The 24,232-nt window shown below is 65.8% G+C and carries 20 protein-coding genes; 16 read left to right on the top strand and 4 right to left on the bottom strand.

The genetic code is table 11. The annotated features are described in order from the left end of the window. The coding region (locus tag DTW89_RS01400) for a PAS domain-containing protein (RefSeq protein ID WP_114654607.1) at positions 1-615 on the bottom strand (615 nt) is incomplete at its 3' end. 257 nt (positions 616-872) lie between these two features. Between DTW89_RS01400 and DTW89_RS01395 the strand changes: the two genes are divergently transcribed. From DTW89_RS01395 to DTW89_RS01350, 10 genes are all read left to right on the top strand, one after another. After that, positions 873-4,052 carry a bifunctional diguanylate cyclase/phosphodiesterase gene (locus DTW89_RS01395; protein ID WP_114654606.1) on the top strand — a complete coding sequence of 1,060 codons (3,180 nt, stop codon included), beginning with the start codon at positions 873-875 and terminating at the stop codon, positions 4,050-4,052. A gap of 317 nt (positions 4,053-4,369) precedes the next feature. After that, the gene (gene smc / locus DTW89_RS01390; protein WP_114654605.1) at positions 4,370-7,894 is read left to right on the top strand and encodes a chromosome segregation protein SMC; all 3,525 of its coding nucleotides are present in this window, start codon (positions 4,370-4,372) and stop codon (positions 7,892-7,894) included. A gap of 148 nt (positions 7,895-8,042) precedes the next feature. Then, the gene (locus tag DTW89_RS01385) at positions 8,043-9,158 is read left to right on the top strand and encodes a cell division protein FtsZ (RefSeq protein WP_024815180.1); all 1,116 of its coding nucleotides are present in this window, start codon (positions 8,043-8,045) and stop codon (positions 9,156-9,158) included. 14 nt (positions 9,159-9,172) lie between these two features. Beyond that, entirely contained in the window at positions 9,173-11,332 is a 2,160-nt protein-coding gene (gene ligA / locus DTW89_RS01380; protein ID WP_114654604.1) for an NAD-dependent DNA ligase LigA, read from the top strand. Then, complete coding sequence (locus DTW89_RS01375; RefSeq protein ID WP_111867367.1) at positions 11,332-12,264, top strand: patatin-like phospholipase family protein; 933 nt, start codon at positions 11,332-11,334, stop codon at positions 12,262-12,264. The genes ligA and DTW89_RS01375 overlap by 1 nt, the downstream gene beginning before the upstream one ends. 66 nt (positions 12,265-12,330) lie before the next feature. Next, the gene (locus DTW89_RS01370; RefSeq protein ID WP_114654603.1) at positions 12,331-14,673 is read left to right on the top strand and encodes a penicillin-binding protein 1A; all 2,343 of its coding nucleotides are present in this window, start codon (positions 12,331-12,333) and stop codon (positions 14,671-14,673) included. Between the two features lie 265 nt (positions 14,674-14,938). Next, the gene (locus DTW89_RS01365) at positions 14,939-15,493 is read left to right on the top strand and encodes a sigma-70 family RNA polymerase sigma factor (RefSeq protein WP_114654602.1); all 555 of its coding nucleotides are present in this window, start codon (positions 14,939-14,941) and stop codon (positions 15,491-15,493) included. Positions 15,494-15,507: 14 nt separating this feature from the next. Beyond that, positions 15,508-15,966 (top strand): anti-sigma factor family protein, encoded by a 459-nt coding sequence (locus tag DTW89_RS01360; RefSeq protein ID WP_114654601.1) that lies wholly within the window; start codon positions 15,508-15,510, stop codon positions 15,964-15,966. Continuing rightward, the gene (locus tag DTW89_RS01355; RefSeq protein ID WP_066693823.1) at positions 15,963-16,436 is read left to right on the top strand and encodes a Spy/CpxP family protein refolding chaperone; all 474 of its coding nucleotides are present in this window, start codon (positions 15,963-15,965) and stop codon (positions 16,434-16,436) included. The genes DTW89_RS01360 and DTW89_RS01355 overlap by 4 nt, the downstream gene beginning before the upstream one ends. A 139-nt stretch (positions 16,437-16,575) precedes the next feature. Then, complete coding sequence (locus tag DTW89_RS01350) at positions 16,576-17,058, top strand: hypothetical protein (protein WP_114654600.1); 483 nt, start codon at positions 16,576-16,578, stop codon at positions 17,056-17,058. A gap of 59 nt (positions 17,059-17,117) precedes the next feature. Here the strand turns inward: DTW89_RS01350 and DTW89_RS01345 are convergent, their stop codons facing one another. Together DTW89_RS01345 and DTW89_RS01340 are read right to left on the bottom strand one after the other, a co-directional pair. Continuing rightward, positions 17,118-17,669, bottom strand: a complete 552-nt coding sequence (locus tag DTW89_RS01345) for an NUDIX hydrolase (protein ID WP_024815172.1) — start codon at positions 17,667-17,669, stop codon at positions 17,118-17,120. Positions 17,670-17,777: 108 nt separating this feature from the next. Next, positions 17,778-18,473, bottom strand: a complete 696-nt coding sequence (locus DTW89_RS01340; RefSeq protein ID WP_114654599.1) for a fumarylacetoacetate hydrolase family protein — start codon at positions 18,471-18,473, stop codon at positions 17,778-17,780. Between the two features lie 261 nt (positions 18,474-18,734). Between DTW89_RS01340 and DTW89_RS01335 the strand changes: the two genes are divergently transcribed. From DTW89_RS01335 to pgeF, 4 genes are read left to right on the top strand one after another with little or no spacing between them, the layout of a single operon-like run. Further along, the gene (locus DTW89_RS01335; RefSeq protein WP_236636990.1) at positions 18,735-19,109 is read left to right on the top strand and encodes a MarR family winged helix-turn-helix transcriptional regulator; all 375 of its coding nucleotides are present in this window, start codon (positions 18,735-18,737) and stop codon (positions 19,107-19,109) included. Beyond that, the gene (locus tag DTW89_RS19870; RefSeq protein ID WP_269089826.1) at positions 19,093-19,227 is read left to right on the top strand and encodes a hypothetical protein; all 135 of its coding nucleotides are present in this window, start codon (positions 19,093-19,095) and stop codon (positions 19,225-19,227) included. The genes DTW89_RS01335 and DTW89_RS19870 overlap by 17 nt, the downstream gene beginning before the upstream one ends. Further along, positions 19,224-19,892, top strand: a complete 669-nt coding sequence (gene maiA, locus DTW89_RS01330; protein ID WP_114654598.1) for a maleylacetoacetate isomerase — start codon at positions 19,224-19,226, stop codon at positions 19,890-19,892. Before DTW89_RS19870 ends, maiA begins: the two co-directional genes overlap by 4 nt. 18 nt (positions 19,893-19,910) lie before the next feature. Continuing rightward, positions 19,911-20,765, top strand: a complete 855-nt coding sequence (pgeF, locus tag DTW89_RS01325; protein ID WP_114654597.1) for a peptidoglycan editing factor PgeF — start codon at positions 19,911-19,913, stop codon at positions 20,763-20,765. Here pgeF and DTW89_RS01320 read toward each other — a convergent pair. Next, complete coding sequence (locus DTW89_RS01320) at positions 20,685-21,068, bottom strand: hypothetical protein (RefSeq protein ID WP_111867408.1); 384 nt, start codon at positions 21,066-21,068, stop codon at positions 20,685-20,687. The two genes, pgeF and DTW89_RS01320, sit on opposite strands and share 81 nt — an antisense overlap. A gap of 111 nt (positions 21,069-21,179) precedes the next feature. Here DTW89_RS01320 and DTW89_RS01315 point away from each other — a divergent pair, with 111 nt between their 5' ends. Both DTW89_RS01315 and DTW89_RS01310 read left to right on the top strand, forming a co-directional pair. Further along, positions 21,180-22,880: a PHA/PHB synthase family protein gene (locus DTW89_RS01315; protein ID WP_114654596.1), complete on the top strand. Its 1,701-nt coding sequence runs from the start codon at positions 21,180-21,182 to the stop codon at positions 22,878-22,880. Between the two features lie 93 nt (positions 22,881-22,973). Beyond that, positions 22,974-24,152 (top strand): acetyl-CoA C-acetyltransferase, encoded by a 1,179-nt coding sequence (locus tag DTW89_RS01310; RefSeq protein ID WP_024815165.1) that lies wholly within the window; start codon positions 22,974-22,976, stop codon positions 24,150-24,152. Positions 24,153-24,232: the final 80 nt, after the last annotated feature.

Here is a 24,232-nt window from a genome sequence, read left to right as displayed (position 1 = left end):
GAGCAGCAGCGTCTGCCCGTTGCGGATGACGTGCGAGCACAGGGCATCTGCATCCAGTGGGCGGGTTGCGGGGGGCGGATGGCGCTCGTTCACGTGGTACGGAAAGCTGACCGTGTCGGTCAGGTGGTCGTGCAGCGCCACAGAGAAATTGGAGGCAGGCAGCAGCGTGCCGATGGTTTGGTGGATGTGCGCAAACAGCGAAACCAGGTCTTCTGCCGCCTGCGCGGCCTCCGAGATGGAATAGATGGCCGCCTGCAGCGATTCGGTGTGCTTGCGTTCGGTGATGTCGTGTGCCACCGCCAGGCGCACCTGCTGGTCGTCTACCCAGCGTGCCGTCCAGCGGATATGGACGATCTGCCCATCCTTGCGCACATAGCGGTTCTCGAAATGCAGCTGGAGCTGGCCTTCGGTCACGCGTTCTGCCTGGCTCTGGGTGGCGGCGAGATCTTCCGGGTGCACCATGTCCAGCATGCGCCTGCCAATGACCTCTTCGGGGGCATAGCCAAAGATTCGCTCGAATGCCGGACTGACATACACGATGGAACTGTCGGCCTTGACGATGCACACGGCGTCGAGGAGCAGGTCCACGACGTTCGGGGGGGCAAGGGTCTTCATCGCAGAGAAAGAAAATTCCGGCAGACCGGATGAAAAGCAGGCATGGGGCGCTGTGGGATGCGAGTGACGGCCCCATTGTGCCTGCGCACGAATGGGCGTGGGGTTGCCATATGGGGTGTGCAGGCAATGCCTTGTGCGTTGCTTTGTGCCACTGCAGCAAGGGCGGGCCAGAAATTGCCGCTATTCTCGGGGCCGGTTTCCTTGGTTTTTTTGGCGCTCCATCACCTGGCTGTCACACTGCAACGCTTCAAATTTTGATGGTATTCACCGGTAACCCGCTCCGCCACCGGCATTGGTTGCTCGGTTTTGCCGTTGCCATTGCGGGGCTTTTGACAACATTGTGGCTGGCACAGCAGCAGGCGCGGTCGGTGGCAACGATCTCCGAGGCCCGTTTTCTGCAGGAAGCGCGGGCATTTTCGGACGCCTTGGCCCAGCGCATGGCCACACACACCGAAATCGTCAATGGCCTGCGCAGCCTGTTCATGGTCAACCCCGTGCTCAGCCGCGCCGAGTTTGAGCGTGCCGCCCGCGAACTGGATGTGCGCCAGCGCTACCCCGGGGTGCGCAACCTTGCGTTTACCCGCTATGTGACGGCCGAACAGCGCGCGGCGTTCGAGGCGCGCGTGCGGGCCGACACGTCGGTCAACCCGCAGGGGCTGCCTGACTTTGCCATTCACCCCGCGGGCGCGCGCCCCGAGTATTTTGTGGTTGAGTACCTCTGGCCTGAAGAGGGAAGTAGGGGCCTGCTGGGCCTGGACATCAGTGTCCAGCCCGCCAATCTAGAGGCCATGCACTACAGCCGCGACACCGGTAAAACCGTGGTGTCCGCGCCGTTCGAATTGCTGCAAGAAAAAGACCATCGCACGGCCTTTGTGCTGCGGGCGCCCGTATTTGGCGCGGCCCAGCCGGGCGGGACACCGCCTTTTGTGGGCGCGGTGGCCTCCACCATCCGGGTGCATGACCTGATGGGAAGCCTGCGCACGCTCGGTTATATGGATGGCATCGCCGTGTCGATCGCCGACCGTGGCGCGGTGCATGCTCCGGCCGATGGCGAGGCCGGTGCCCTGGACGGTGGTGGCGACAACGACCAAAAGGGGCTTCCCCTGCTGGCGCTGACAGGTGTGCCACTGGCCTCGGCAACGCTGCACGAGGTGGATATCCAGGTGCACGACCGCCGCTGGCGCCTGAGCTTCTTTCCCGCCAAGGACTACCTCTCGCCCTCCGAGCGGCGCCTGCCGGCGCTGGTCGCCCTGACGGGGACGCTTTTTTCAGCGCTGCTGGCGGCACTGGTGGTGTTGCTGGGGCGCCAGCGTGCGCTGGCCCTGGCGCAAGCGCAATCGTCCGACGATGCGCGCCGCCAGAGCGAAGAGCGTCTCAGCGCCGTGTTCCGGCAGGCGGCCGTGGGAATGGCGCAAATCGACACGCAGACCGGGCGGTTTGTCCGCGTCAACCAAAAATATGCGGACATCGTCGGTTACTCGGTGGCGCAGATGTGCCAGACCGATTTTCAGAGCATCAGCCACCCCGCAGACCTGCCAGAGGACCTGGCCCGCCTGGAGCGCCTGAAAGCCGGCGACATATTTGAATACCACATGGAAAAGCGCTATTTCCACCAGGATGGCCACATCCTGTGGGTGGACCTCACCGTGTCTTCGATGTGGGCACCGGGCGAGCCGCCCGACTTTCACATCGCCGTGGTGCAGGACATCACCGAACGCAAGCAGATGGAAGACAGCCTGCGCGGCAGCGAGCTGCGCCTGCGCGGCATTCTGCAGCGCCTGCCGGTGGGCGTGTGCCTGGTGCAGGCAGACGGGCTCATGAAGTTTCGCAACGACCAGTTTGTGCAGATCTGCGGCTATACCGAAGACGACATTCCCAGGGGCGAAGACTGGTGGCCCACGGTGTACCCCGACGTGCAATACCGCGAGCAAGCCCGCACTACCTGGATGGCAGCGCGCGCCAAGGCCATCGAAGGCGACGGCACCATTGCCTCGGGTGAATACACCATCCACTGCAAGGACGGCCAGCAGCGCACCGTGGAAATTGCCGGTGTCATCGTGGACGGCGGCCACCTTTTCACCCTGGTGGATCTCAGCCAGCGCAAGGCCGACGAAGAGGAAATCCGCTATCTGGCCTTCTACGACCCGCTCACCCACCTGCCCAATCGCCGCCTGCTGCGGGACCGGCTGCAGCAGGCGCTGGCCACCAGCGCCCGGCGCCAGCGCAGTGGCGCCTTGCTGCTGCTGGACCTCGACAACTTCAAGACCCTCAACGAAACCCGGGGCCACGAGCGGGGCGATGCGCTGCTGCTGCAGGTAGCCCAGCGGCTGCGCGACTGCGTGCATGAGGACGACACGGTGGCCCGCCAGGGCGGCGATGAATTTGTGGTGGTGCTGGAAGACCTGGGCGACAACCCCGAAGAGGCGGCCGCGCGCAGCGAGGAAACCGGCCAGAAGATCCTGTCGGCCTTGCGCGCGCCCTACGAGGTGGATGGCGAGGCCCACCACAGCTCGCTGAGCATGGGCATCACCGTATTCAGCGGCCTGCGCGAAACCGTGGACGAGCTGCTCCAGCGCACCGACCTGGCCCTGTACCAGGCCAAGTCGGCGGGGCGCGACACCTTGCGTTTTTACGACCCGCAGATGCAGGCCGCCGTGAGCGCGCGGGCCGCCATGGAGCTGGACATGCGCGCGGGGCTGGCCCAGAGCCAGTTCGAGCTGTATTACCAGCCGCAGATCGAGCATGGCCGCATCACCGGCGCCGAGGCGCTGCTGCGCTGGCGCCACCCAAGCAACGGCTTTATCTCGCCGGCCCAGTTCATTCCGCTGGCCGAAGAGTCGGGCCTGATCCTGCCGCTGGGTGAATGGGTGCTCAAGTCGGCCTGCCAGCGCCTGGCGCTGTGGGCGCAGCAGCCCGGCCTGGCCGCGCTGAGCCTGGCCGTCAATGTGAGCCCGCGCCAGTTTCACCAGGCCGGTTTCGTGCCCCAGGTGCTGGCGGCGCTGGCGGGCGCGGGTGCCGACGGGCACCGCCTCAAGCTCGAATTGACCGAAGGGCTGTTGCTGGAGGATGTAGAGGACACCATCGAGAAGATGGGCCAGCTGCGCGCTTACGGGCTGGGGTTTTCGCTGGACGACTTTGGCACGGGGTATTCATCGCTGGCCTACCTCAAGCGCCTGCCGCTTGACCAGCTCAAGATCGACCAGAGCTTTGTGCGCGACGTGCTTACCGACCCCAACGACGCGGCCATTGCCCGCACCGTGGTGGCGCTGGCCACCAGCCTGGGCCTGCGCGTGATCGCCGAGGGGGTGGAAACCGAGGCGCAGCGCGAGTTTCTGGCCCGCAACCATTGCCACGCCTGGCAGGGTTATCTGCTGAGCCCGCCCGTGCCCGTGGCCGAGTTTGAAGCGCTGGTGCAGCGCACCAACACTGCCCACTGATGGCGAGGAGGCCGCTGGGCCTGCGCCCGCCGCAGCCCGAGCGCAGGCAAATCAGCGCCGGGGGCTGCGCGATGCAGCATCTGTTTATCAATTTTGATAGCTGCTAGCGCTTGCTGAATAAGCGCTAGAGGCCATTTTTACCCAATATTCCACAGAGGGGCTGCGCCGGTACCCGGCAGGTGGCCCACGGGCCAGGGAGCGGCCGGTCGGCGCGGTATCATTCCGGTCCGGTTCCAGCCTGCGGGTTTTCCCCGTGGATGCGTGCGGCCCCGGTTATTCCCTGGCTACTTCCTCTTATTTGCCTTCACCTCTGACCCGTGCGTCTTACCTCGATCAAGCTTTCCGGCTTCAAGTCGTTCGCTGAGCCCACCAATTTCATGCTGCCCGGGCAACTGGTCGGCGTGGTGGGCCCGAACGGCTGCGGCAAGTCCAACATCATGGACGCCGTGCGCTGGGTGCTGGGCGAGAGCAAGGCCAGCGAGCTGCGCGGCGAGTCGATGCAGGACGTGATCTTCAGCGGCACCACCACCCGCAAGCAGGCCAGCCGCGCCAGCGTGGAGCTGGTTTTCGACAACTCCGACCACCGAGCGGGTGGCCAGTGGGGCCAGTATGGCGAGGTGGCGGTGCGCCGCGTGCTCACGCGCGACGGCACCAGCAGCTATTACCTGAACAACCAGCCCGTGCGCCGCCGCGACGTGCAGGACGTGTTTCTGGGCACGGGCCTGGGCCCACGCGCCTACGCCATCATTGGACAGGGCACCATCAGCCGCATCATTGAAAGCCGCCCCGAAGAACTGCGCCTGTTCCTCGAAGAAGCCGCCGGTGTCTCCAAATACAAAGAGCGCCGCCGCGAGACTGAAAACCGCCTGTCAGACACGCGCGAGAACCTCACCCGCGTAGAAGACATCCTGCGCGAGCTCAACGCCAACCTCGAAAAGCTCGAAAAACAGGCCGAGGTGGCCGCCAGATACAACACGCTGCAGGCCGACGCCACGCTCAAGCAGCACCAGCAGTGGTTTCTGAAGCGCGCCGACGCTGAGGAGCAGCAGGCCAAGGTGCGCCTCGATGGCCTGCAGGCCGTGAACGACCTCGAATCGCGCATGGCCGACCTGCGCGCGGTGGAATCCGACCTCGAAACCATCCGCCAGGCCCATTACGCCGCTGGCGACCAGGTCAACCAGGCCCAGGGCAAGCTCTACGAAGCCACGGCCGAGGTCGGCAAGCTCGAAGCCGAGATCCGCTACGTGGTGGAAGGCCGCCAGCGCGTGGAGCAGCGCCTGGTCACGCTGGCCGAGCAGATCACCCAGTGGCAGACCCGCAAGGAAGAGGCCGATATCGAGCTGGAAAACCTGGCCGGTGCCGGGGTGGATGCCGAAGAGCGCGCCGAGATGCTGGCCGCCCAGGTCGAAGAGCAGGCCATGCAAATGCCTGATCTGGAAGAAGCCCTGCGCCAGGCCCAAAGCCGCACGGCAGAGCAGCGCAGCAGCGTGGTGCAGGTGCAGCAACAAATTGGCGTGCTGGCCGCCGAGCAGCGCAGTTTTGACGAGCAAAGCCGCCAGCTCGATGCCCGCTTCGAGCGCCTGCGCACCGACCGCAACGCGCTGGCCGCACCCGATGAAGCCCGCCTGAACAACCTGCGCGAGCAGCTTGAAGAAGCGCAAGAAATTGCCGAAACCACCGAGGCCCGCCTGCACGAGCTGCAGGAATCGGTGCCCCAGCTCGACGACGACCGCCGCGCCCGCCAGCAGGCCGTCAACAGCGAGAGCGCGCGCCAGGCCGACCTGTCGGCCCGCATGGAGGCGCTCAAGGCGCTGCAGGAAAAGGTCAAGACCGACGGCAAGCTGCGTCCCTGGCTCGCCAAGCATGGCCTCGATGGCCTGCAAGGCCTGTGGAGCCGCATCCACATCGAGCCCGGCTGGGAAAACGCCCTGGAAGCCGCACTGCGCGAGCGCCTGGGCGCGCTCGAAGTAGGGCGCCTGGAGATGGTGCGCGGCTTCCTGGGCTCTGGCGGCAACGACGCACCGCCCGCGCGCCTGGCCTTCTACAGCGCCCCCGCTGCGGGACACCCTGAAACATCGTCACCCCACGCCCGCCTGTCGGACCTGCTGCGCCTTCAGGATGCCGGCCTGCGCGCCGTGTTGATTGACTGGTTGCAGGGCTGCTATACCGCGCCCACGCTCGATGACGCGCTCGCCCGCCGCAGCACGCTGCAGCCTGGCGAAGTGGTGTTTGTGCCCACAGGCCACGCCGTCAGCGCCCACAGCGTGAGTTTTTACGCACAAGACTCCGAACAATCCGGCCTGCTCGCTCGCGCGCAGGAGATCGAGCACCTCGAAAAAGAGCTGCGCGCCCAGGCCCTGATCGCCGACGAATCGCGCACCGCCCTGGTCCGTGCAGAGTCTGCCTACGCCGACGCCTCGCAGCGCCTGGTGGCAGCACGACGCGAAGCGACCGAAACGCAAAGCCGCGCCCATGAGCTGCAGGTGGAAACCCTGCGCCTCACCCAACTGGCCGAGCAGACCCGCGCGCGCAGCGAGCAAATCGACGCCGACCTGGCCGAGGTGGAGGCGCAGCTGGCCGACCTGCAGGAGCGCCGCGTGGCCGCTGAGGCACGCTTTGAAGAACTCGACATGCAGCTGGCCGACAGCCAGGAGCGCGAGGCCCAACTGGGCGACCGCGTGATCGAAGCCGAGCGCAAGCTCACCGCCTGCCGCGAGCAGCAGCGCACGCTGGAGCGCCAGGCGCAAGAGGCCACGTTCTCGCAGCGCAGTCTGGAGGCACGCCGGGGCGAGCTGTCTCGCTCCATCGAAACCGCCACCCAGCAGGCCACCGCACTGGCTGACGAACAACAGCGTGCTCGCGACGAGCTGGCCCGCCTGTCCGACGCTGCGGCGCAGGGCGGCCTGCAGCAGGCGCTGGAGGCGAAGATGGAGCGCGAGAAGGCCCTGGGTGCCCAGCGCAGCGAATACGACGACCTCACCGCCAAGCTGCGCGCCAGCGACGAGCGCCGCATGCAGCTCGAACGCGCGCTCGACCCGCTGCGCGCCCGCATCACCGAGTTCCAGCTCAAGGAACAGGCAGCGCGCCTGGGCCTGGAGCAATACACCACGCTGCTCACCGACGCCCAGGCCGACCTCGAAGCCGTGGCCCAGTCGATCGCCGACGGCAATGTGCGCGTGGGTGGCCTGCAGGCCGAAATCGACCGCCTGCACCGCGAGATTGCCGCCCTGGGCGCCGTCAACCTGGCCGCACTGGATGAACTCAAGCTCGCCAGCGAGCGCAAGGTGTTCCTCGATGCGCAAACCGCCGACCTGACCGAGGCCATGAACACGCTCGAAGACGCGATCCGCAAGATCGACGGCGAGACGCGCCAGCTGCTCTCGGGCACCTTCGATACCGTCAACGCGCACTTTGGCCGCATGTTCCCCGAGCTGTTCGGCGGCGGGCAGGCCAAGCTCATCATCACCGGCGATGAAATCCTCGATTCCGGCGTGCAGGTGATGGCGCAGCCGCCGGGCAAGAAGAACCAGACCATTCACCTGCTGTCGGGCGGCGAGAAGGCGCTCACGGCGATTGCGCTGGTGTTTGCCATCTTCCAGCTCAACCCCGCGCCGTTCTGCCTGCTGGACGAAGTGGACGCACCGCTGGACGACGCAAACACCGAGCGCTATGCCAAGCTGGTCTCCAGCATGAGCAAGAGCACGCAGTTTTTGTTCATCAGCCACAACAAGATCGCGATGGAAATGGCCGAGCAACTGATCGGCGTGACCATGCAGGAGCAGGGCGTCTCGCGCATCGTGGCGGTCGATATGGAGTCTGCCTTGTCGATGGCGGAACTATGAGCACCCCTGAGTCGCTTCGCGCCTTCCCCTCAAGGGGACGACGCCCTCGCTGCGGGGCGGCCCTTGTTCGGCGTCCCTGGCATGGGCCGCGCCAGTTTCAAGCGCGGCTGGGCGTGTGCAACGCAACGGATAGCCAAGAATATTTTTTATGAGCACATTGCAACTGAGTCTGGCCATCATCGGCGGCCTGGTGCTGGCCCTGATCGTGGCCTACAACACCTGGACCTCGCGCCGCAACGCGCCCAAGCGCGCCGTGCCGCAAGAGCCCGAGCGCACTGCCGAGCCCGCGCTGCGCCAGGAGCCGGCGTTCGATACCGATGTAGCCGAGCCCGTGGATGGCGGAGCCTTTCACGGCCTGGACCGCGGCCCCGAGCCCGCCAGCCACACGGTGGATGCCGACGATGCCATGGAGCTGCCCGTGCCGCCCTTGCTGCACGAGCGCCGTCTGGGGCTGGACCCGCTGATCGACATCATCGCCACGCTGCAGCCCGAGCAATCGGTGTCGGGCGACGCCGCACTGGCGGCGCTGCCGCCCACGCGCCGCGCGGGCAGCAAGCCCTTTGCCATCGAGGGTTTCAACGAGGTGACGCAGCAGTGGGAGACCCCCGCGCCCGGCCAGCGCTACCAAAGCTTTCAGGCCGGCGTGCAGTTGGCCAACCGCACGGGCGCGCTCAACGAGATCGAGTTTTCGGAGTTTGTGGTCAAGGCCCAGGCGTTTGCCGACGCCATCAATGCGGCGCCCGATTTTCCCGACATGCTGCAGGAAGTGGCCCGCGCCCGCGAACTCGATCAGTTCGCCAGCGACCACGATGCGCAACTGTCTTTCATGCTGCGCGCCCGCCATGCGGCCTGGAGCCCCGGCTACGTGCAGCAAAATGCCGCGCGCGTGGGCTTTGTGGTGGGCGCCATGCCCGGCAGGCTGGTGCTGCCCGCCAGTGCCCCGGGCCTGCCGCCCGTGTTGACGCTGGGCTACGACACGCAGGCCGCGTTGGCCGAAGACCCCGACCAGTCCGCCATCCGCGACATCACCCTGAGCCTGGATGTCGCCCAGGTGCACCGCAGCGAGCAACCCTTTGCCCGCCTGCGCGAGGTGGCCGCCGCCCTGTGCGAGGCCATGGACGGCGTGCTGTGCGACCAAAACGGCACCCCGCTGCCCGCCATGGCCATGGACCCGATTGCCGCCGACCTGGAACTGCTCTATGACCAGCTCGACCAGCGCGAACTGTCGGCTGGTTCGGTGCTGGCGCGGCGTCTCTTTAGCTGAGCCGTTGTGCGGTCATGACCGAGAATTTTGACCTGTTTTCGGCCCCGGAGCCCGTGGATAAAGCGCAGGCAGCTATCAAAATAAAAGCACTGCGCGACCAGATCAACCACTGGGCACACCAGTATTACGTGCAGGACGCGCCCACCGTGCCCGACGCCGAGTACGACCGCGCCTACCGCGAACTGCAGGCGCTGGAGGCCGCGCACCCCGGGCTCATCACCCCCGACTCGCCCACGCAGCGCGTGATTGGTGCGGTGATGGACGGCCTGGCGCCCGTGCGCCATGCGGTGCCCATGCTCAGCATCCACACCGAAACCGACACCGAGGCCAGCGGCGCGCAGGCATTTGACGCCCGCGTGCGCCGCGAGTTGGGTCTGTCGGATGCCGACCCCGCCATCGAATACGTGGCCGAGCCCAAGTTTGATGGCCTGGCCATGAGCCTGCGCTTTGAAAAAGGACGCTTGGTGCAGGCCGCCACGCGCGGTGATGGCGAGGTGGGTGAGGACGTGACGCACAACGTCCGAACCATCCGGCAAATCCCTTTGACCTTGCCAGAAGGCGTACCCCCGTTGCTCGAAGTGCGCGGCGAGGTCTACATGCGCCGCGCCGACTTCGACGCGCTCAACGAGCGCCAGCGCGAGCAGGGCGGCAAGACCTTTGTGAACCCGCGCAACGCCGCTGCGGGGGCCGTGCGCCAACTCGACTCGGGCATTACCGCCCAGCGCCCCCTGAGCTTTTTCGCCTACGGCCTGGGCGCCATCACCCCGCCTGCCGAGGGCGGGCCGGTGTTTCGCACCCATTACGAGATGCTGCAGACGCTGAAATCTTGGGGTTTTCCGGTCGCAGCCCAGGTGCAGATTGCGGTGGGTGCTTCTGAATTGGTAGCGTTTCACCAGCAGGTGGGTGCCAGCCGCGATGCGCTGCCCTACGACATTGATGGTGTGGTCTACAAGGTCAATTCGCTGCAGCTGCAGCGCGATCTGGGCTTCAAGACCCGCGAGCCGCGCTGGGCCGTGGCGCACAAATACCCTGCGCAAGAGATGGCCACGCGCATCGAGGGCATCGACGTGCAGGTGGGCCGCACCGGCAAGCTCACGCCGGTGGCGCGGCTGGCGCCGGTGTTTGTGGGCGGCGTCACCGTCACCAACGCCACGCTGCACAACCTGTTCGAGATCCGCAAGAAGGGCGTGCGCGTGGGCGACCAGGTGATCGTGCGCCGCGCGGGCGACGTGATTCCGGAGGTGGTGGGCGTGATGCCCCCCGAGGGGGCTGGACTCGCCTTGGGGCGGCCCGGCGGAATTGCCGTGCCCGGCCACCGCACCGTTTACGTGCCCAACTTCAAAATGCCCAAAACCTGCCCCGTGTGCGGCAGCGATGTGGTGCGCGAGAAGGGCGAAGCCAACCACCGCTGCACCGGCGGCCTGTTCTGCCCGGCGCAGCGCAAGGAGGCCATCCTGCACTTTGCCGCGCGCCGTGCCATGGACATCGAGGGCCTGGGCGACAAGCTGGTGGACCAGCTCGTGGATGCCAACGTGATCCGCACGCTGCCCGACCTGTATCGGCTGGGCCTCACATCCCTCATCGCGCTGGATCGCATGGCCGAAAAGTCGGCGCAAAACGTGCTGGCCGCGCTCGAAAAATCCAAGCAGACCACCTTGCCGCGTTTTCTGTTCGGCCTGGGGCTGCGCCATGTGGGCGAGGCCACGGCCAAAGACCTGGCAAGGCACTTTGGCACGCTGGACGCCATCATGGATGCGAGCGTCGAGCAGCTGCTGCAGGTGCCCGATGTGGGCCCCGTGGTGGCGCAAAGCCTGCACACGTTCTTTCAGCAACCGCACAACCGTGAGGTGGTGGAGCAGCTGCGCGCCTGTGGCGTGACCTGGCCCGAAGGCGCCCCGGCAGAGCGCGCGCCCCAGGTGCTGGCGGGCAAAACCGTGGTGCTGACCGGCACCTTGCCCACCCTGAGCCGCGACGCTGCCAAAGACATGCTCGAAGCCGCCGGTGCCAAGGTGGCCGGCTCGGTCAGCAAAAAAACCAGCTATGTGGTGGCTGGCGAAGACGCGGGCAGCAAGCTGGCCAGAGCGCAGGAACTGGGCGTGCCCGTGCTGGACGAGGCGGGCATGCTGGCCCTGCTGCAGCACGCGGGCGGAACCCCCGCCGCAGAAGGGGCCTGATGGCGTTGTCGCGGCGCGCACCCCGGCTGGGGCTGGCACTGGGCAGCGGCTCGGCGCGTGGCTGGGCGCATATCGGCGTGCTGCAGGTGCTCGACGAGGAGGGCGTGCGCCCCGACATCGTTTGCGGCTCATCGATTGGCGCGCTGGTGGGGGCCGCCTACGCGGCGGGCGAGCTGGCGCGTTTTGCCGACTGGGTGCAGGGCCTGGGCATGCGCGATGTATTCGGCTTCATGGACTTCAACCTCACGGGCGGCATGCTCAAGGGCGAAAAACTGATTGCCTTCTGGCGCCGCAATTTCGCGGACTTTGATATCGAATCGTCGCCCATGCTTTTTGGGGCTGTGGCCACCGATCTGCATTCGGGCGCAGAAGTGTGGCTGCGCCATGGCTCCATCGCCGACGCGGTGCGTGCCTCGATTGCGCTGCCGGGCCTGTTCACGCCCGTGGCGCGGGCAGACGGGAGGCTGCTGGTGGATGGCGGCATCGTCAACCCCGTGCCCACGTCGCTGGCGCGCGCCATGGGGGCGGACATCGTGATTGGTGTAGACCTGAACTCCGACATCCTGCACCGCCACATGCAGCCGCTGGCCGTGGTGCAGACGCCTGCACCAGATTCCGACGCGGTGCCCGAGCCCGAGCCACCCAAGAGCAGCGGCTGGATGCAGCGCCTCACACCCTGGCGCGCCGACGAGCCCGCAGCGGCTGATGTGCAGCGGGTGCCGTCAATGCTGGACGTGGTGATGACCAGCGTTGCCATCATGCAGATGCGCATCACCCGCAGCCGCATGGCCGGCGATCCGCCCGAGGTGGTGGTGGCGCCTGCGCTGGCCAACCTGGGGCTGCTGGATTTTCATCGCGCCAGCGAGGCCATCGAAGAAGGCCGCCGCGCCGCCAAGGCCAGCATGCCGCAACTGCGGCGCTTCATGGGTTAATGCTCCTATATTAATAGCGTGTACCGCTTGATACATAAGCGCTAGCGGCGCTTTTATACTGTTCTCATGTCGCTTTTTGAATCCCTTTCAGTGCGCTGGGTTGCGCTGCGCTCCGCGCTGGCCCGCCTGGTGCGCCGGCCCGAACGGCTGCTGTCGCTGCACAGCCTGGTGTGGCTGCTCGCCGCCTTGCCGCTGGCACTGCTGCTGTATGCGGTGGCGCTGGTTCCCTTCACCCCGGGCATTGGCGATATCCGCAAGGCCAAGACCGAGCAGCCCGCGCAGCTCATGTCGGCCGATGGCAAGCTGCTGGCCGAATACCGCTGGGCCAACCGCGAGTGGGTGGCGCTTGACCAGATTTCACCGAACGTGGTGAACGCGCTCATCGCCACCGAAGACCACCGTTTCTACAGCCACTGGGGGCTGGACTGGCGGCGCACGGCGTCGTCGGTGGTGCTCACGCTGCGCGGCGACCCGCAGGGCGGCTCGACCATCACGCAGCAGCTGGCGCGCAATCTGTTTCCCGAGGAAATCGGCCGCTCGCGCACCCTCACGCGCAAGCTCAAGGAGGCGATCACGGCGCTGAAGATCGAGGCGACGTACTCCAAGGATGAGATTCTGGAGACCTACCTCAACACCGTGCCGTTTCTCTACAACGCGTTCGGCATCGAGATGGCCGCGCGCACGTATTTCGACAAATCCGCCGACAAGCTCAATGTGCTGGAGAGCGCCACGCTGATCGGCATGCTCAAGGGCACGGCCTACTACAACCCGGTGCTTAACCCCGAGCGCGCCCTGGCGCGGCGCAACACGGTGCTGTCGCAGATGCTCAAGCGCGGCAAGCTGGAGCAAAAGCAGTTCGAAGCCCTGCAAAAGCGCCCGCTGCGCGTCAACTTCGAGCGCCAGACCGAGGTCATGGGCCCCGCGCCGCACTTCGCGATGCAGTTGCGCAAGCAGCTGATCGACTGGGCCGATGCCAATGGCTACAACCTGTATGCCGACGGGCTGGTGATTCGCTCCACCATTGATTCGCGCCTGCAAAACTATGCCAACCAGGCGGTGGCACGCCAGGGGCGCCAGCTGCAGGACGTGGCCGACAAGGCGTGGGCCCGCCGCGATGGCTGGGGCCCTGGCAACGAGCTGGTGCAGGCGCTGGTGCGCGAAAGCACCGAATACCGCGCCGCGCAGGAGAAGGGCACGCCGCCCGATGAAGCGCTGCACGCCCTGCTGGCCGATGACCGGTTCATGCAAAAGCTGCGCCTTGAAAAAACGCGCGTGCAGGCGGGTTTTCTGGCGCAGGACCCGGTTACCGGCCATGTGCTGGCGTGGGTGGGCAGCCGTGACTTTGGCATTGACCCGTACGACCATGTGGCGGCCGCGCGCCGCCAGCCAGGCTCCACGTTCAAGCCCTTTGTGTACGGGGCCGCTTTTGCCCAGGGGGCGTCGCCCACCGATGCGCTCATGGACTCGGCCGTTGAAATCCCGCTGGGGGGTGGCCGCGTGTGGCGGCCCACCGACGGCCGCGCGCCCAGCGAGGAACCCATGACACTGGCCGATGGCCTTGCTTACTCAAAAAACACCATCACCGCGCAGCTGATGCAGCAGGTGGGCCCCGCCCGCGTGGCCGAGGTGGCGCGCGCCCTGGGCGTGCGGCAGTCCCCGCTCGAAGAAGTGCCCTCGCTGGCGCTGGGCACGAGCCCTGTCACCTTGAAGGAAATGGTCACCGCCTACAGCAGCATCGTGAACCTGGGCCGCTACGTCGAGCCTGTGCTCATCACCCGCATCGAAGACAAAAACGGCAAGGTGCTGGAGACGTTTGCCCCATCCACGCCCGAGCCCGTTTTTGACGCCCGTGCCGCCCAGACCCTGCGCAACACCATGCGCGGCGGGGTCGACCGGGGCACGGCCACGGCGATCCGATCACGCTACGGCATCCAGGCCGATGTGGCAGGCAAAACCGGCACTACCCAGGACAACACCGATGGCTGGTTCATCCTGATGAGCGCCCGCGTGGTGGCGGGCGCGTGGGCGGGCTTCAACGACGGCCGCATCACGCTGCGCAGCGACTACTGGGGGCAGGGTGCACGCAGCGCATTGCCGATAGTGGGCGAGTTCGTGCAACAGGGGCTGCGCGCCAAGGTGATCAATGGCAACGAACGGTTTGTGGATGAGTTTGCGCCGATTGAGCCACCGCCACCGCAAGATGCACCGCTGGACACCATGCGCGACTGGATTCGCGGGCTGTTTGGCGGCGGTGAGCCTGCGTCTGCGCCACCAGCGCTCCCACCGGGCGCCTTGCCCCGGGTGACCACCGACGATGCGCCCGCCTTGCCCGCCAAGCCGATGCCCACGCCCAAGCCACGCGTTCCGTCCACGCCGGTCATGCCTTCACAGGAGTGGACAGGAGCGTGAGCTGCGGCGCGGTGTGCAAACACTGCGGGGCATGCAATGTCGATGCCACCCATGGAGCCCATGACCCGCACCTCGCTTTCGATGAAAGGCGGGCTCTCGTGGTCTTACCGCCCGGGCGTGACTGGCCGTTCCGAGCCCCTGGCACAGAGCGGCATTCGGGCGCCCGGGTACGTGCCAACATATGGGCGTGCGCAGCACCGGTGCCCGGAATCACATAAATACATGGAACATTCCGGCGGGCCGCGCGTTAAGCCAATGTTCAACCATGGGAATCTTCAGCCACCTCGATGACGAAGCATGCGCCGCGCACGCACAGCGGGGCGACCGCGCGGCGTTTTCCGAGCTGGTGGTGCGGTTTCAGGACCGTATCTACCGCTTTCTGGTGCGGCTTACCCGGTCGCCGGACGACGCACTGGAGCTGACGCAGGAAACGTTCCTGAATGCCTACCAGGCACTGCCGCGCTGGACACCCGACGCCCGGCTGAGCACCTGGCTGTTTCGCATTGCCCGCAACCTGGCTTTTGACTGGCTGCGGCGGGGCAAGCGTGTGGACTTTGTTCCCTGGGACGAAGACGAAGCCGCCAGCCACCCCGACCCCGCGCCGGCACCCGATGCCGTGCTGGAGACGGCGCAGCGCTACCAGGGCCTGGAAAAAGCCCTGGCGCGCCTGCCCCCCGAACACCGCGAGATCCTGCTGCTGCGGGAGATCGAAGAAATGTCCTATGACGACATTGCCGCCGTGCTCAACCTGAACACCGGCACCGTCAAGTCGCGCATTGCACGGGCGCGCGCCGGGTTGCTGGAAAAAATGCCGCACTGAATGGAGACCTTGCCATGACCTGCCCACGACACGCCGACCTGTCCGCCTATGCGGACGACATGGTGCAACCCGCCGAACGCGCCCGCTTCAGCCAGCACATGGCGGGCTGTCCGGTGTGCCAGCACCGGCTTGATGAAATTACCGCGCTGGGCCAGAGCCTGCGCGCCATGCCGTCGCCCCAACTGGGCTTTGATCTGGCTGCGCAACTGAACGATCGGCTGAACGAGCGCCAGCGTGACCGCCAGCGCGCCTCGCACCCGGCGCCCCCCTGGTCCGGCTGGCTGGGCTGGATGCCGGCAGGGCTGGCCGGCGGACTGGCACTGGCGTCGGGCATCTGGCTGGGCGGCCTGCTGCTGGGCGGCGGTGCTGCCATGGCACCGGGTGCCGGTCTGGTGCGGGTGTTTGATCCGGTGCCACCGGGCGGCCTGTGCGCCGCCGCAGAACTTTGCCGTCTTTCGAAAGGAATGCCATGAACCGTCGCAGCGTACCCGCATGGCTTTTGGCCGTGTCGCTGGCCCTGAATGCGGGCATCCTGGTGGCCGCAGCCATGCACCTGTTGCAACCGCAGCCGGGTGTGGATGCCGTGCGCACAAGCCCCGTGAACCTGCCGGATTACCTGGAACTGAGTGCCGAGCAGCGCCAGCGCTGGCAACAGCTCGAACCCGCCTTTCTGCGTGAGGTGGCCGCGAACTGGGCCGAGATCCGGCGCCACCGCGAGGCGCTGGTGCGGCACATTTTTGCCGACCCGCCGCAGCGCGCCGCCATCGACGCAGAGCAGGCCCGCATTGCCGCCTTGCAGGACGTGCAGCAGCAACGCGTGATTGCGCAGTTGCTGGCGGAGCGCGCGCTGCTTGACGAGGGGCAGCGTGCCCGCCTGATGGCCCTGCTGCTCAGCCGCTATGCCCAGGAATCCACGGAAGAGGAACTGCTGCACCGCGATTGAGCGCAGCCGGAGCGGGGCCGCTGGAGGGGTTGCATTAAAAAAGATGCAAAACAGATGGAACATTTGTGGTCGTCCTTCGTTTGAAGCAACAAGGTCCGGCAATTGCCGGCCCTTTTGTTCAACCTACCGGAGTCTTCTCATGAAATCCCCTCTGTACCTTGTGCTCGCCGCCGCCTTGACCCTGCCGTTTGCCACGCTGGCCGCCAGCCCGGCTGGCCATGACCACGATGCGGCCGCACCCCAGAAAATCGAACTCAATGCCGGCAAGAAATGGCACATCGATGCCCCGCTGCGCCAGGGCATGAGCGCCATGCACAAGGCCGTCAACCGCACGCTGCCGCTGGCCCACGCGGGCAAGGCCCAGGCAGCCGACTACGACGCCTTTGGCGCGGAAGTCTCCAAACAGGTCGCGTACATCGTGGAAAACTGCAAGCTTGATCCGAAGGCCGATGCCCAGTTGCACATCGTGATCGGCGAGATCCTGGGCGGCGTGGATGCCGCACAAGGCAAGGAAGGCGACAAGGCGCGCGCTGCCGGGGTGGTGAAGATTGCCCAGGCGCTCAACACCTACGGCCGCCATTTCGATCACTCCGGCTGGAAATCCATCCCGATGCCCCATTGATCGACCATCGAATGAGCGCCTGAGCGCCTCGTTGCCCTGGCGGGGTCCGGGGCAAGCGGCTATTCCACGTCGATGCAGTGCAGCCCGAAGCTGCCACGGCGCCGGTCCGCAAAGTAGGCTTCCAGCGTTTCTTTGACGGTGCGAAACGCCAGCTCGTCCCATGGCACCTCGGCTTCGGTGAACAGCCGCGCCTCGATGGTTTCATAGCCGGGGTTGAACTGGTCGCTGAGCAGCCGGGCGCGGTAAAACAGGTGCACCTGGCCTACGCGGCGCACGTTCAGCAGGCTGAACAGCGGGCCCATCTCGATCTGGGCGCCGGCTTCCTCGTCGGTTTCGCGGGCTGCGCCCTGGGCCGTGGTTTCATCGAGCTCCATGAACCCGGCGGGCAGCGTCCACTTGCCCCAGCGCGGCTCGATGTTGCGCTTGCACAGCAGCACCCGGCCGTCGGTGAACTCGGGCACGGTGCCCACCACGTTCAGCGGGTTTTCGTAGTGAACGGTGTGGCAGGCGGGGCACACGGCGCGCTGCTTGGTGTCGCCGTCGTCGGGCAGGCGGTAGGCAACGGCCGTGCCGCAGTCGCGGCAGTGTTTGATCGGGCTGCGAAAGGTCATGCCAAAAATATAAGTCAAATAGGCCGCTAGCGCTTATGGTTAAAGCGCAGGCAGCTATTAAAAGTGAAGTGAAGTGAGTTGAAGTGAATGCAGGCGCTGCCTGGGCGGCTACACCACGCTCAGGCGCAGCGGGGTGAGGCCGTCCACGCCGCCTTCCAGTGTGTCGCCGCGCACCACGGCGCCCACGCCTTCGGGGGTGCCGGTGTAGATCAGGTCGCCGGGGGCCAGCTCCCAGGCGGCCGACAGGTGCTCGATGGTTTCGGCAATGTTCCATATGAGCTGGGCCACGGTGCTGCGCTGGCGGTCGGCGCCATTGACCTGCAGCCAGATGGCGGCCTTGGCGATGTCACCCGCCTGATCGATGGGAGTGATGGGGCCAATGGGGGCGCTGGCGTCAAAGCCCTTGCCAATGCACCAGGGGCGGCCCTGTTTCTTCATGTCGTTTTGCAGGTCGCGGCGCGTCATGTCCAGGCCCACGGCATAGCCGTAGATGTGCTGCAGCGCATCGGCCGCCTTGATGTTTTTGCCGCCCTTGCCAATGGCCACCACCAGTTCAATCTCGTGGTGCAGGTTGGCCGTGAGGCTGGGGTAGGGCAGCAGGCCGGTTTCGCCGGCATTGACCACCACGATGGCGTCGGCCGGTTTCATGAAAAAGAACGGCGGCTCGCGGCCGGTGAAGCCCATTTCCTTGGCGTGCTCTTCGTAGTTGCGGCCCACGCAGTAGATGCGGTGCACCGGAAAACGGTCGCCAGAGCCCACAACGGGCACGCTGGTCACGGGCGCGGGAGAAAAAACATAGCTCATGTCAGTCTTTCTGCTTCAAGATGGGTCTTGGTGGTTTGCAATCCACGCGGTCACGGTGTTGCTGCGCCTTGCCGTGCAAATGCAGTCTCTGCGGCTCTGTGCTTGATAGCTTGATACTCACGTTTCTTGCAACACCTTATCAATGGTGCGGGGGCGTTGGCGCGGTGGGCTGTGGTGATACCGTCGCGCTGCGCGCCCTCGCTCTGCTGCAGTGTGCCACGGGGCCGGTGTGTCTGCTGGGGGGAGGCTACACTCGCGCCCATGGCACAGAGCTTCGATTTCTATCAGGCGCCAGGCCACCTTGTCCGGCGCGCACACCAGCGCGCCGTGGCACTTTTCATGGAAGAAACGGCCGGTTTTGACGTGACGCCGGTGCAGTTCGCCATCCTCAATGAATTGATCGACCGGCCCGGCGAAGACCAGGTCACCCTGGCGGCCCGGGTGGCATTTGATGCCGCCACATCGGGATCGGTGATTGGCCGCCTGGAGGCGCGCGGCTGGGTCCGGCGTGTGCCCGACATGCGTGACCGGCGGCGCAAGCTGTTGTGGGTCACCCCCCGCGGGCGAGGCCGCTGCACTGCAGATGCGCGGCGCGGCCCAGCGGGTCCAGGAGCGCCTCATGGCGCCGTTGTCTGACGCTGAAGCGGTGCAGCTCAAGGCCTTGCTGGCCAAGCTGGTGTTCAGCCCGGCAGCAGCTGCCGATGCCCATCTGTCCCGCCAGACCTCTATTGCGCCCCCGCTCTCCAGCCCATGAAGCTTTTCAACTACTTTCGCTCGTCGGCGTCGTTTCGCGTGCGCATCGCGCTGCAGCTCAAGGGGCTTGGCTACGACTACATCCCGGTGCACCTGGTGCGCGGCGAGCACCATGACCCGGCCTACACGGGCCGGGTAGGCGATGCGCTGGTCCCCACCTTGCTGACCGACGACGGCGTGGCGCTGTCGCAGTCCATGGCCATCATCGAATATCTCGATGAAACCCATCCCGCGCCGCCCTTGCTGCCCGCCGAGCCGCTGGCCCGGGCCCAGGTGCGGGCTTTGGCCCAGATGGTGGCGTGCGAAATGCACCCCCCCAACAACCTGCGGGTGCTGAACTATCTGGTGCAAACGCTGAAGGTGGACGAAGCCGGCAAGAACGCCTGGTACAGCCACTGGGCCCGCAGCGGGCTGGAGGCCTTCGAGCGCCAGTTGGTGCTGCTGGCGCAGCAGCGCGCAGCGCAGGGCCTGGCACCGTCCGTGTATTGCTGGGGCGCTGCCCCCACGCTGGCCGACTGCTGCCTGGTGCCGCATGTGTTCAATTGCCAGCGTTTCAATGTCCCTTTGCAAGGCCTGCCGCTGACCATGGCCGCCTTTGCTGCCTGCATGGCGCTGCCCGCATTCCAGCAGGCGCAGCCCTCGGCCTGCCCTGACTACCAGCCATGAACAAGGCATGACCAAGCCATGACCCAGCCCCCCCGCATTCCCCACGACTGGCTGCAGCCGCAATGGCCGGCGCCTGCCGGTGTGCGCGCCCTGTGCACCACGCGGGCGGGCGGTGTCAGCACCGGCCCCTGTGCCAGCCTGAACCTGGGCAGCCATGTGGGCGATGATCCGTCGGCAGTGCAGGCCAATCGGCAGCGGCTGCAGGCGGTGGTGCAGGGCGCCACCCCGGGCGCCCGGGCCGTGTTTCTGAACCAGGTGCACGGCACGGCGGTGGCCACCATCAACCCCGCCACGCCCGACGGCACCGAGGCCGATGCCTGCGTGGCCACGCAGCCGGGCGCGGTCTGCACCATCATGGTGGCCGATTGCCTGCCCGTGCTGCTGGCCCATGGCTCGGGCGCGGTGGTGGGCGCGGCCCACGCGGGCTGGCGCGGGCTGGCCGGAAAAGGCGGGGTGGGTGTTCTGGAGGCGGGTTTTGAGCGTTTTAAGGCTCTAGCCCTTTCTGATAAAGCGCTAGCAGCTATCAAAAATGAAGCAAATGGAATGCTGGCAGCGCACACGATGGCATGGCTGGGGCCCTGCATCGGCCCCACCGCCTTTGAGGTGGGCGCAGAAGTGCGCGAGGCTTTTTGCAGCCATCACCCGGCCGCCTTGGCGTGCTTTGTGCCACTGGGCCAAGGCAAGTTTCTGGCCGATCTGGCGGGGCTGGCGCGTCTGCGGCTGCGCGCGCTGGGCGTTAAGCAGATCTATGGCAACGACAGCACAGCACCCTGGTGCACCGTGGGCAATGCCTCACGGTTCTTTTCGTACCGGCGCGACCAGCTGGCTCTCGGCGGCAGCGGCCGCATGGCCGCCTGCATCTGGCGCGACTGAATCGGCTGTCTCTGCACCTGGCGTTGTTCCCGCAACCGGTGGCTGGGGCGTTTGCCCGTGCGATTGGCTGTGCGTTTGCGCCGCCAGCTTCTCGTCATAAGCGGCCTGCTCGGCCTGATCGCGTGCCCGCAGGGCCCGCTTGCGCGACGGCGTGCCCAGGATATACGCCACGATGCCCATCGGCAGCAGCCCATACAGCACAAACGTGAAGAAAGCGCCCAGCACGCTGCCGGTGCTGCTGGTGGCTTCGGCCACCGCCATCATGAGGGTGACATACAGCCAGGTGATGATTACAAGGTACATGAGCAAAGGAGCAAAAGAGCGAAAAACGCTGGTGAAAGTTGCCTTGCGGCAGCAGGTGGGCAACAATGGTGCCGAGACCCCGTGCGATCGACCAACCATTGAGGAAGCAGCATGAATTCTGAAGCACTCTGGGCTCAAGGCGCCCAGCAATTCCAGCAGATTTTCGGGGATAGCTGGACAAAGGCATTGCAGTCCTTCCAGTCCGCCGACGTGGCGGGCGGCATGCCAGGGGCCGCGCCCCTGCAGTTTTCGTCGACCAAGCTGCAGGCGCTGCAACAGCAATATCTTCACGATGCCAAGGAATTGTGGGCCCAGGGCCTGCAGGCCGCCCCCGAAATCAAAGACCGCCGTTTCACGGGCGAAGGCTGGGCTGCCAACCCGGTGGCCACTTTCTCTGCCGCCGCCTACCTGCTCAACGCCCGCACCCTGATGGGCCTGGCCGACGCGGTGGAGGCCGACGCAAAGACCCGTGCCCGCATCCGCTTTGGCGTAGAGCAATGGATGGCCGCCATGGCGCCCAGCAATTTTTTGGCCTTCAATGCCGAGGCACAGAAGAAAGCCATTGAGACCAAGGGCGAGAGCATTGCCAAAGGCATGCAGAACCTGTTGCACGACATCACCCAGGGCCATGTGTCGATGACCGATGAAAGCCTGTTCGAGGTGGGCCGCAACGTGGCCACCACCGAGGGCGCCGTGGTGTTTGAAAACGAGCTGTTCCAGCTGCTCGAATACAAGCCGCTCACCACCAAGGTGTTCGAGCGCCCGTTTTTGCTGGTGCCGCCGTGCATCAACAAGTTCTACATCCTCGATCTGCAGCCCGAAAACTCGCTGATCCGCTATGCCGTGGAACAGGGCCACCGCACCTTTGTGGTGAGCTGGCGCAATCCCGACGATTCCCTGGCCCACAAAACCTGGGACGACTACGTGGAAGACGGCGTGATGGCCGCCATCGACGTGGTGCAAAACATCACCGGCGCAGAGCAGATCAATGCCCTGGGCTTTTGCGTGGGGGGCACCATCCTGAGCAATGCACTGGCCGTGCTGGCAGCGCGCGGCGATGAGCCCGTGGCCAGTGCCACCTTTTTGACCACGCTGATCGACTTCACCGACACCGGCATCCTGGATGTGTTCATCGACGAAGGGATGGTGAAGTACCGCGAGATGCAGCTGGGCAAAGGCGGCCTCATGAAAGGGCAGGACCTGGCCTCGACCTTCAGCTTCTTGCGCCCCAATGATCTGGTGTGGAACTACGTGGTGGGCAACTACCTCAAGGGCGAAACGCCGCCCCCGTTCGACCTGCTTTACTGGAACAGCGACAGCACCAACCTGCCGGGCCCGTTTTACGCCTGGTACCTGCGCAACTTCTACCTCGAAAACAACCTCGTCAAGCCCGGCCAGCTCACCGTGTGCGGCGAGAAGATGGACCTCGCCAATCTCACGCTGCCGGTTTATATCTATGGCTCGCGCGAAGACCACATCGTGCCCATCAACGCCGCCTACGCGTCCACCCAGGTGCTACCCGGCAAAAAACGCTTTGTGATGGGCGCCTCGGGCCATATCGCCGGGGTCATCAACCCGCCCGCCAAAGGCAAGCGCAGCCACTGGATTCGCGCCGACGGCAAGCTGCCCGCCACCCTCGACCAATGGCTGGAAGGCGCCACGGAGCACTCCGGCAGCTGGTGGACCGACTGGTCCGGCTGGCTCAAGAGCCAGGCCGGCAAGCAGATTGCGGCGCCCAAGGGCTATGGCAAGGGCACCCGGTTCAAGGCCATCGAGCCGGCACCCGGGCGCTATGTCAAGCAAAAGGCATGACTTCAAAGCGCTGAAAATGGCTGCGAGAATCTGAAAGCACCCGCCGGGGCACGAACGCCCCCCCCGCACCGATCCACCTCGAAAGGACTATCCATGGAAGACATCGTCATTGTTTCAGCCGCCCGCACCGCCGTGGGCAAATTTGGTGGCGCACTGGCCAAGACCCCCGCCACCGAACTGGGCTCCATCGTGATCCGCGAGGCCATCGCGCGCGCCGGGCTCTCATCCGACCAGATCGGTGAAGTCATCATGGGCCAGGTGCTGGCGGCAGGCGTGGGTCAAAACCCCGCGCGCCAGGCCTCCATGAAGGCGGGCGTGGCCAAGGAAACGCCCGCCCTCACCATCAACGCAGTGTGTGGCTCGGGACTCAAATCGGTCATGCTGGCCGCCCAGGCCGTGGCCTGGGGCGACAGCGAGATCGTGGTGGCCGGCGGCCAGGAAAACATGAGCCTCTCGCCCCACGTGCTCAACGGCTCGCGTGATGGCCAGCGCATGGGCGACTGGAAGATGGTCGACTCGATGATCGTCGATGGCCTGTGGGATGTGTACAACCAGTACCACATGGGCATCACGGCCGAAAACGTGGCCAAGGCCTATGGCATTACCCGTGATATGCAGGACGCGCTGGCCCTGGGTAGCCAGCAAAAGGCTGCTGCCGCGCAAGACGCAGGCAAATTTGCCGACGAAATCGTGGGTGTGAGCCTGGCCCAGAAAAAGGGCGACCCCATCCTCTTCAATGCCGACGAATACCTGAACCGCAAAACCAATGCCGAAGTGCTGGCCGGTCTGCGCCCGGCTTTCGACAAGGCGGGCACCGTGACGGCAGGCAACGCCTCGGGCATCAACGACGGCGCCGCTGCCGTGGTGGTGATGACCGCCAAGAAAGCAGCAGCCCTGGGCCTCAAGCCGCTGGCGCGCATTGCCGCCTTTGGCACCAGCGGTCTCGACCCGGCCACCATGGGCATGGGCCCGGTGCCTGCTTCTCGCAAGGCCTTGCAACGCGCCGGCTGGAACGCCGCCGACGTGGACCTGTTCGAGTTGAATGAAGCTTTTGCTGCCCAGGCCTGTGCGGTCAACAAAGAACTGGGCATTGACCCTGCCAAGGTCAACGTGAACGGGGGTGCCATTGCCATTGGTCACCCCATTGGCGCGTCCGGTTGCCGCATTCTGGTGACGCTGCTGCATGAAATGCAGCGCCGCGATGCCAAGAAGGGCTTGGCTGCGCTGTGCATTGGCGGTGGCATGGGCGTGTCCCTGGCGCTGGAGCGCTGAGCACTCCTGCGCTTCCAGGCACCAGAAGAAGCCGCGGTGACACGCGGCTTTTTTTTGTCCCTATGGGATGGATGAATGCG

The organism is Acidovorax sp. BoFeN1, from assembly GCF_003345135.1.
GTDB lineage: Bacteria > Pseudomonadota > Gammaproteobacteria > Burkholderiales > Burkholderiaceae_C > Acidovorax > Acidovorax defluvii.
Note: the sequence above shows the minus strand (reverse complement) of the source record. Positions and strands in the feature narration are given on the sequence as shown.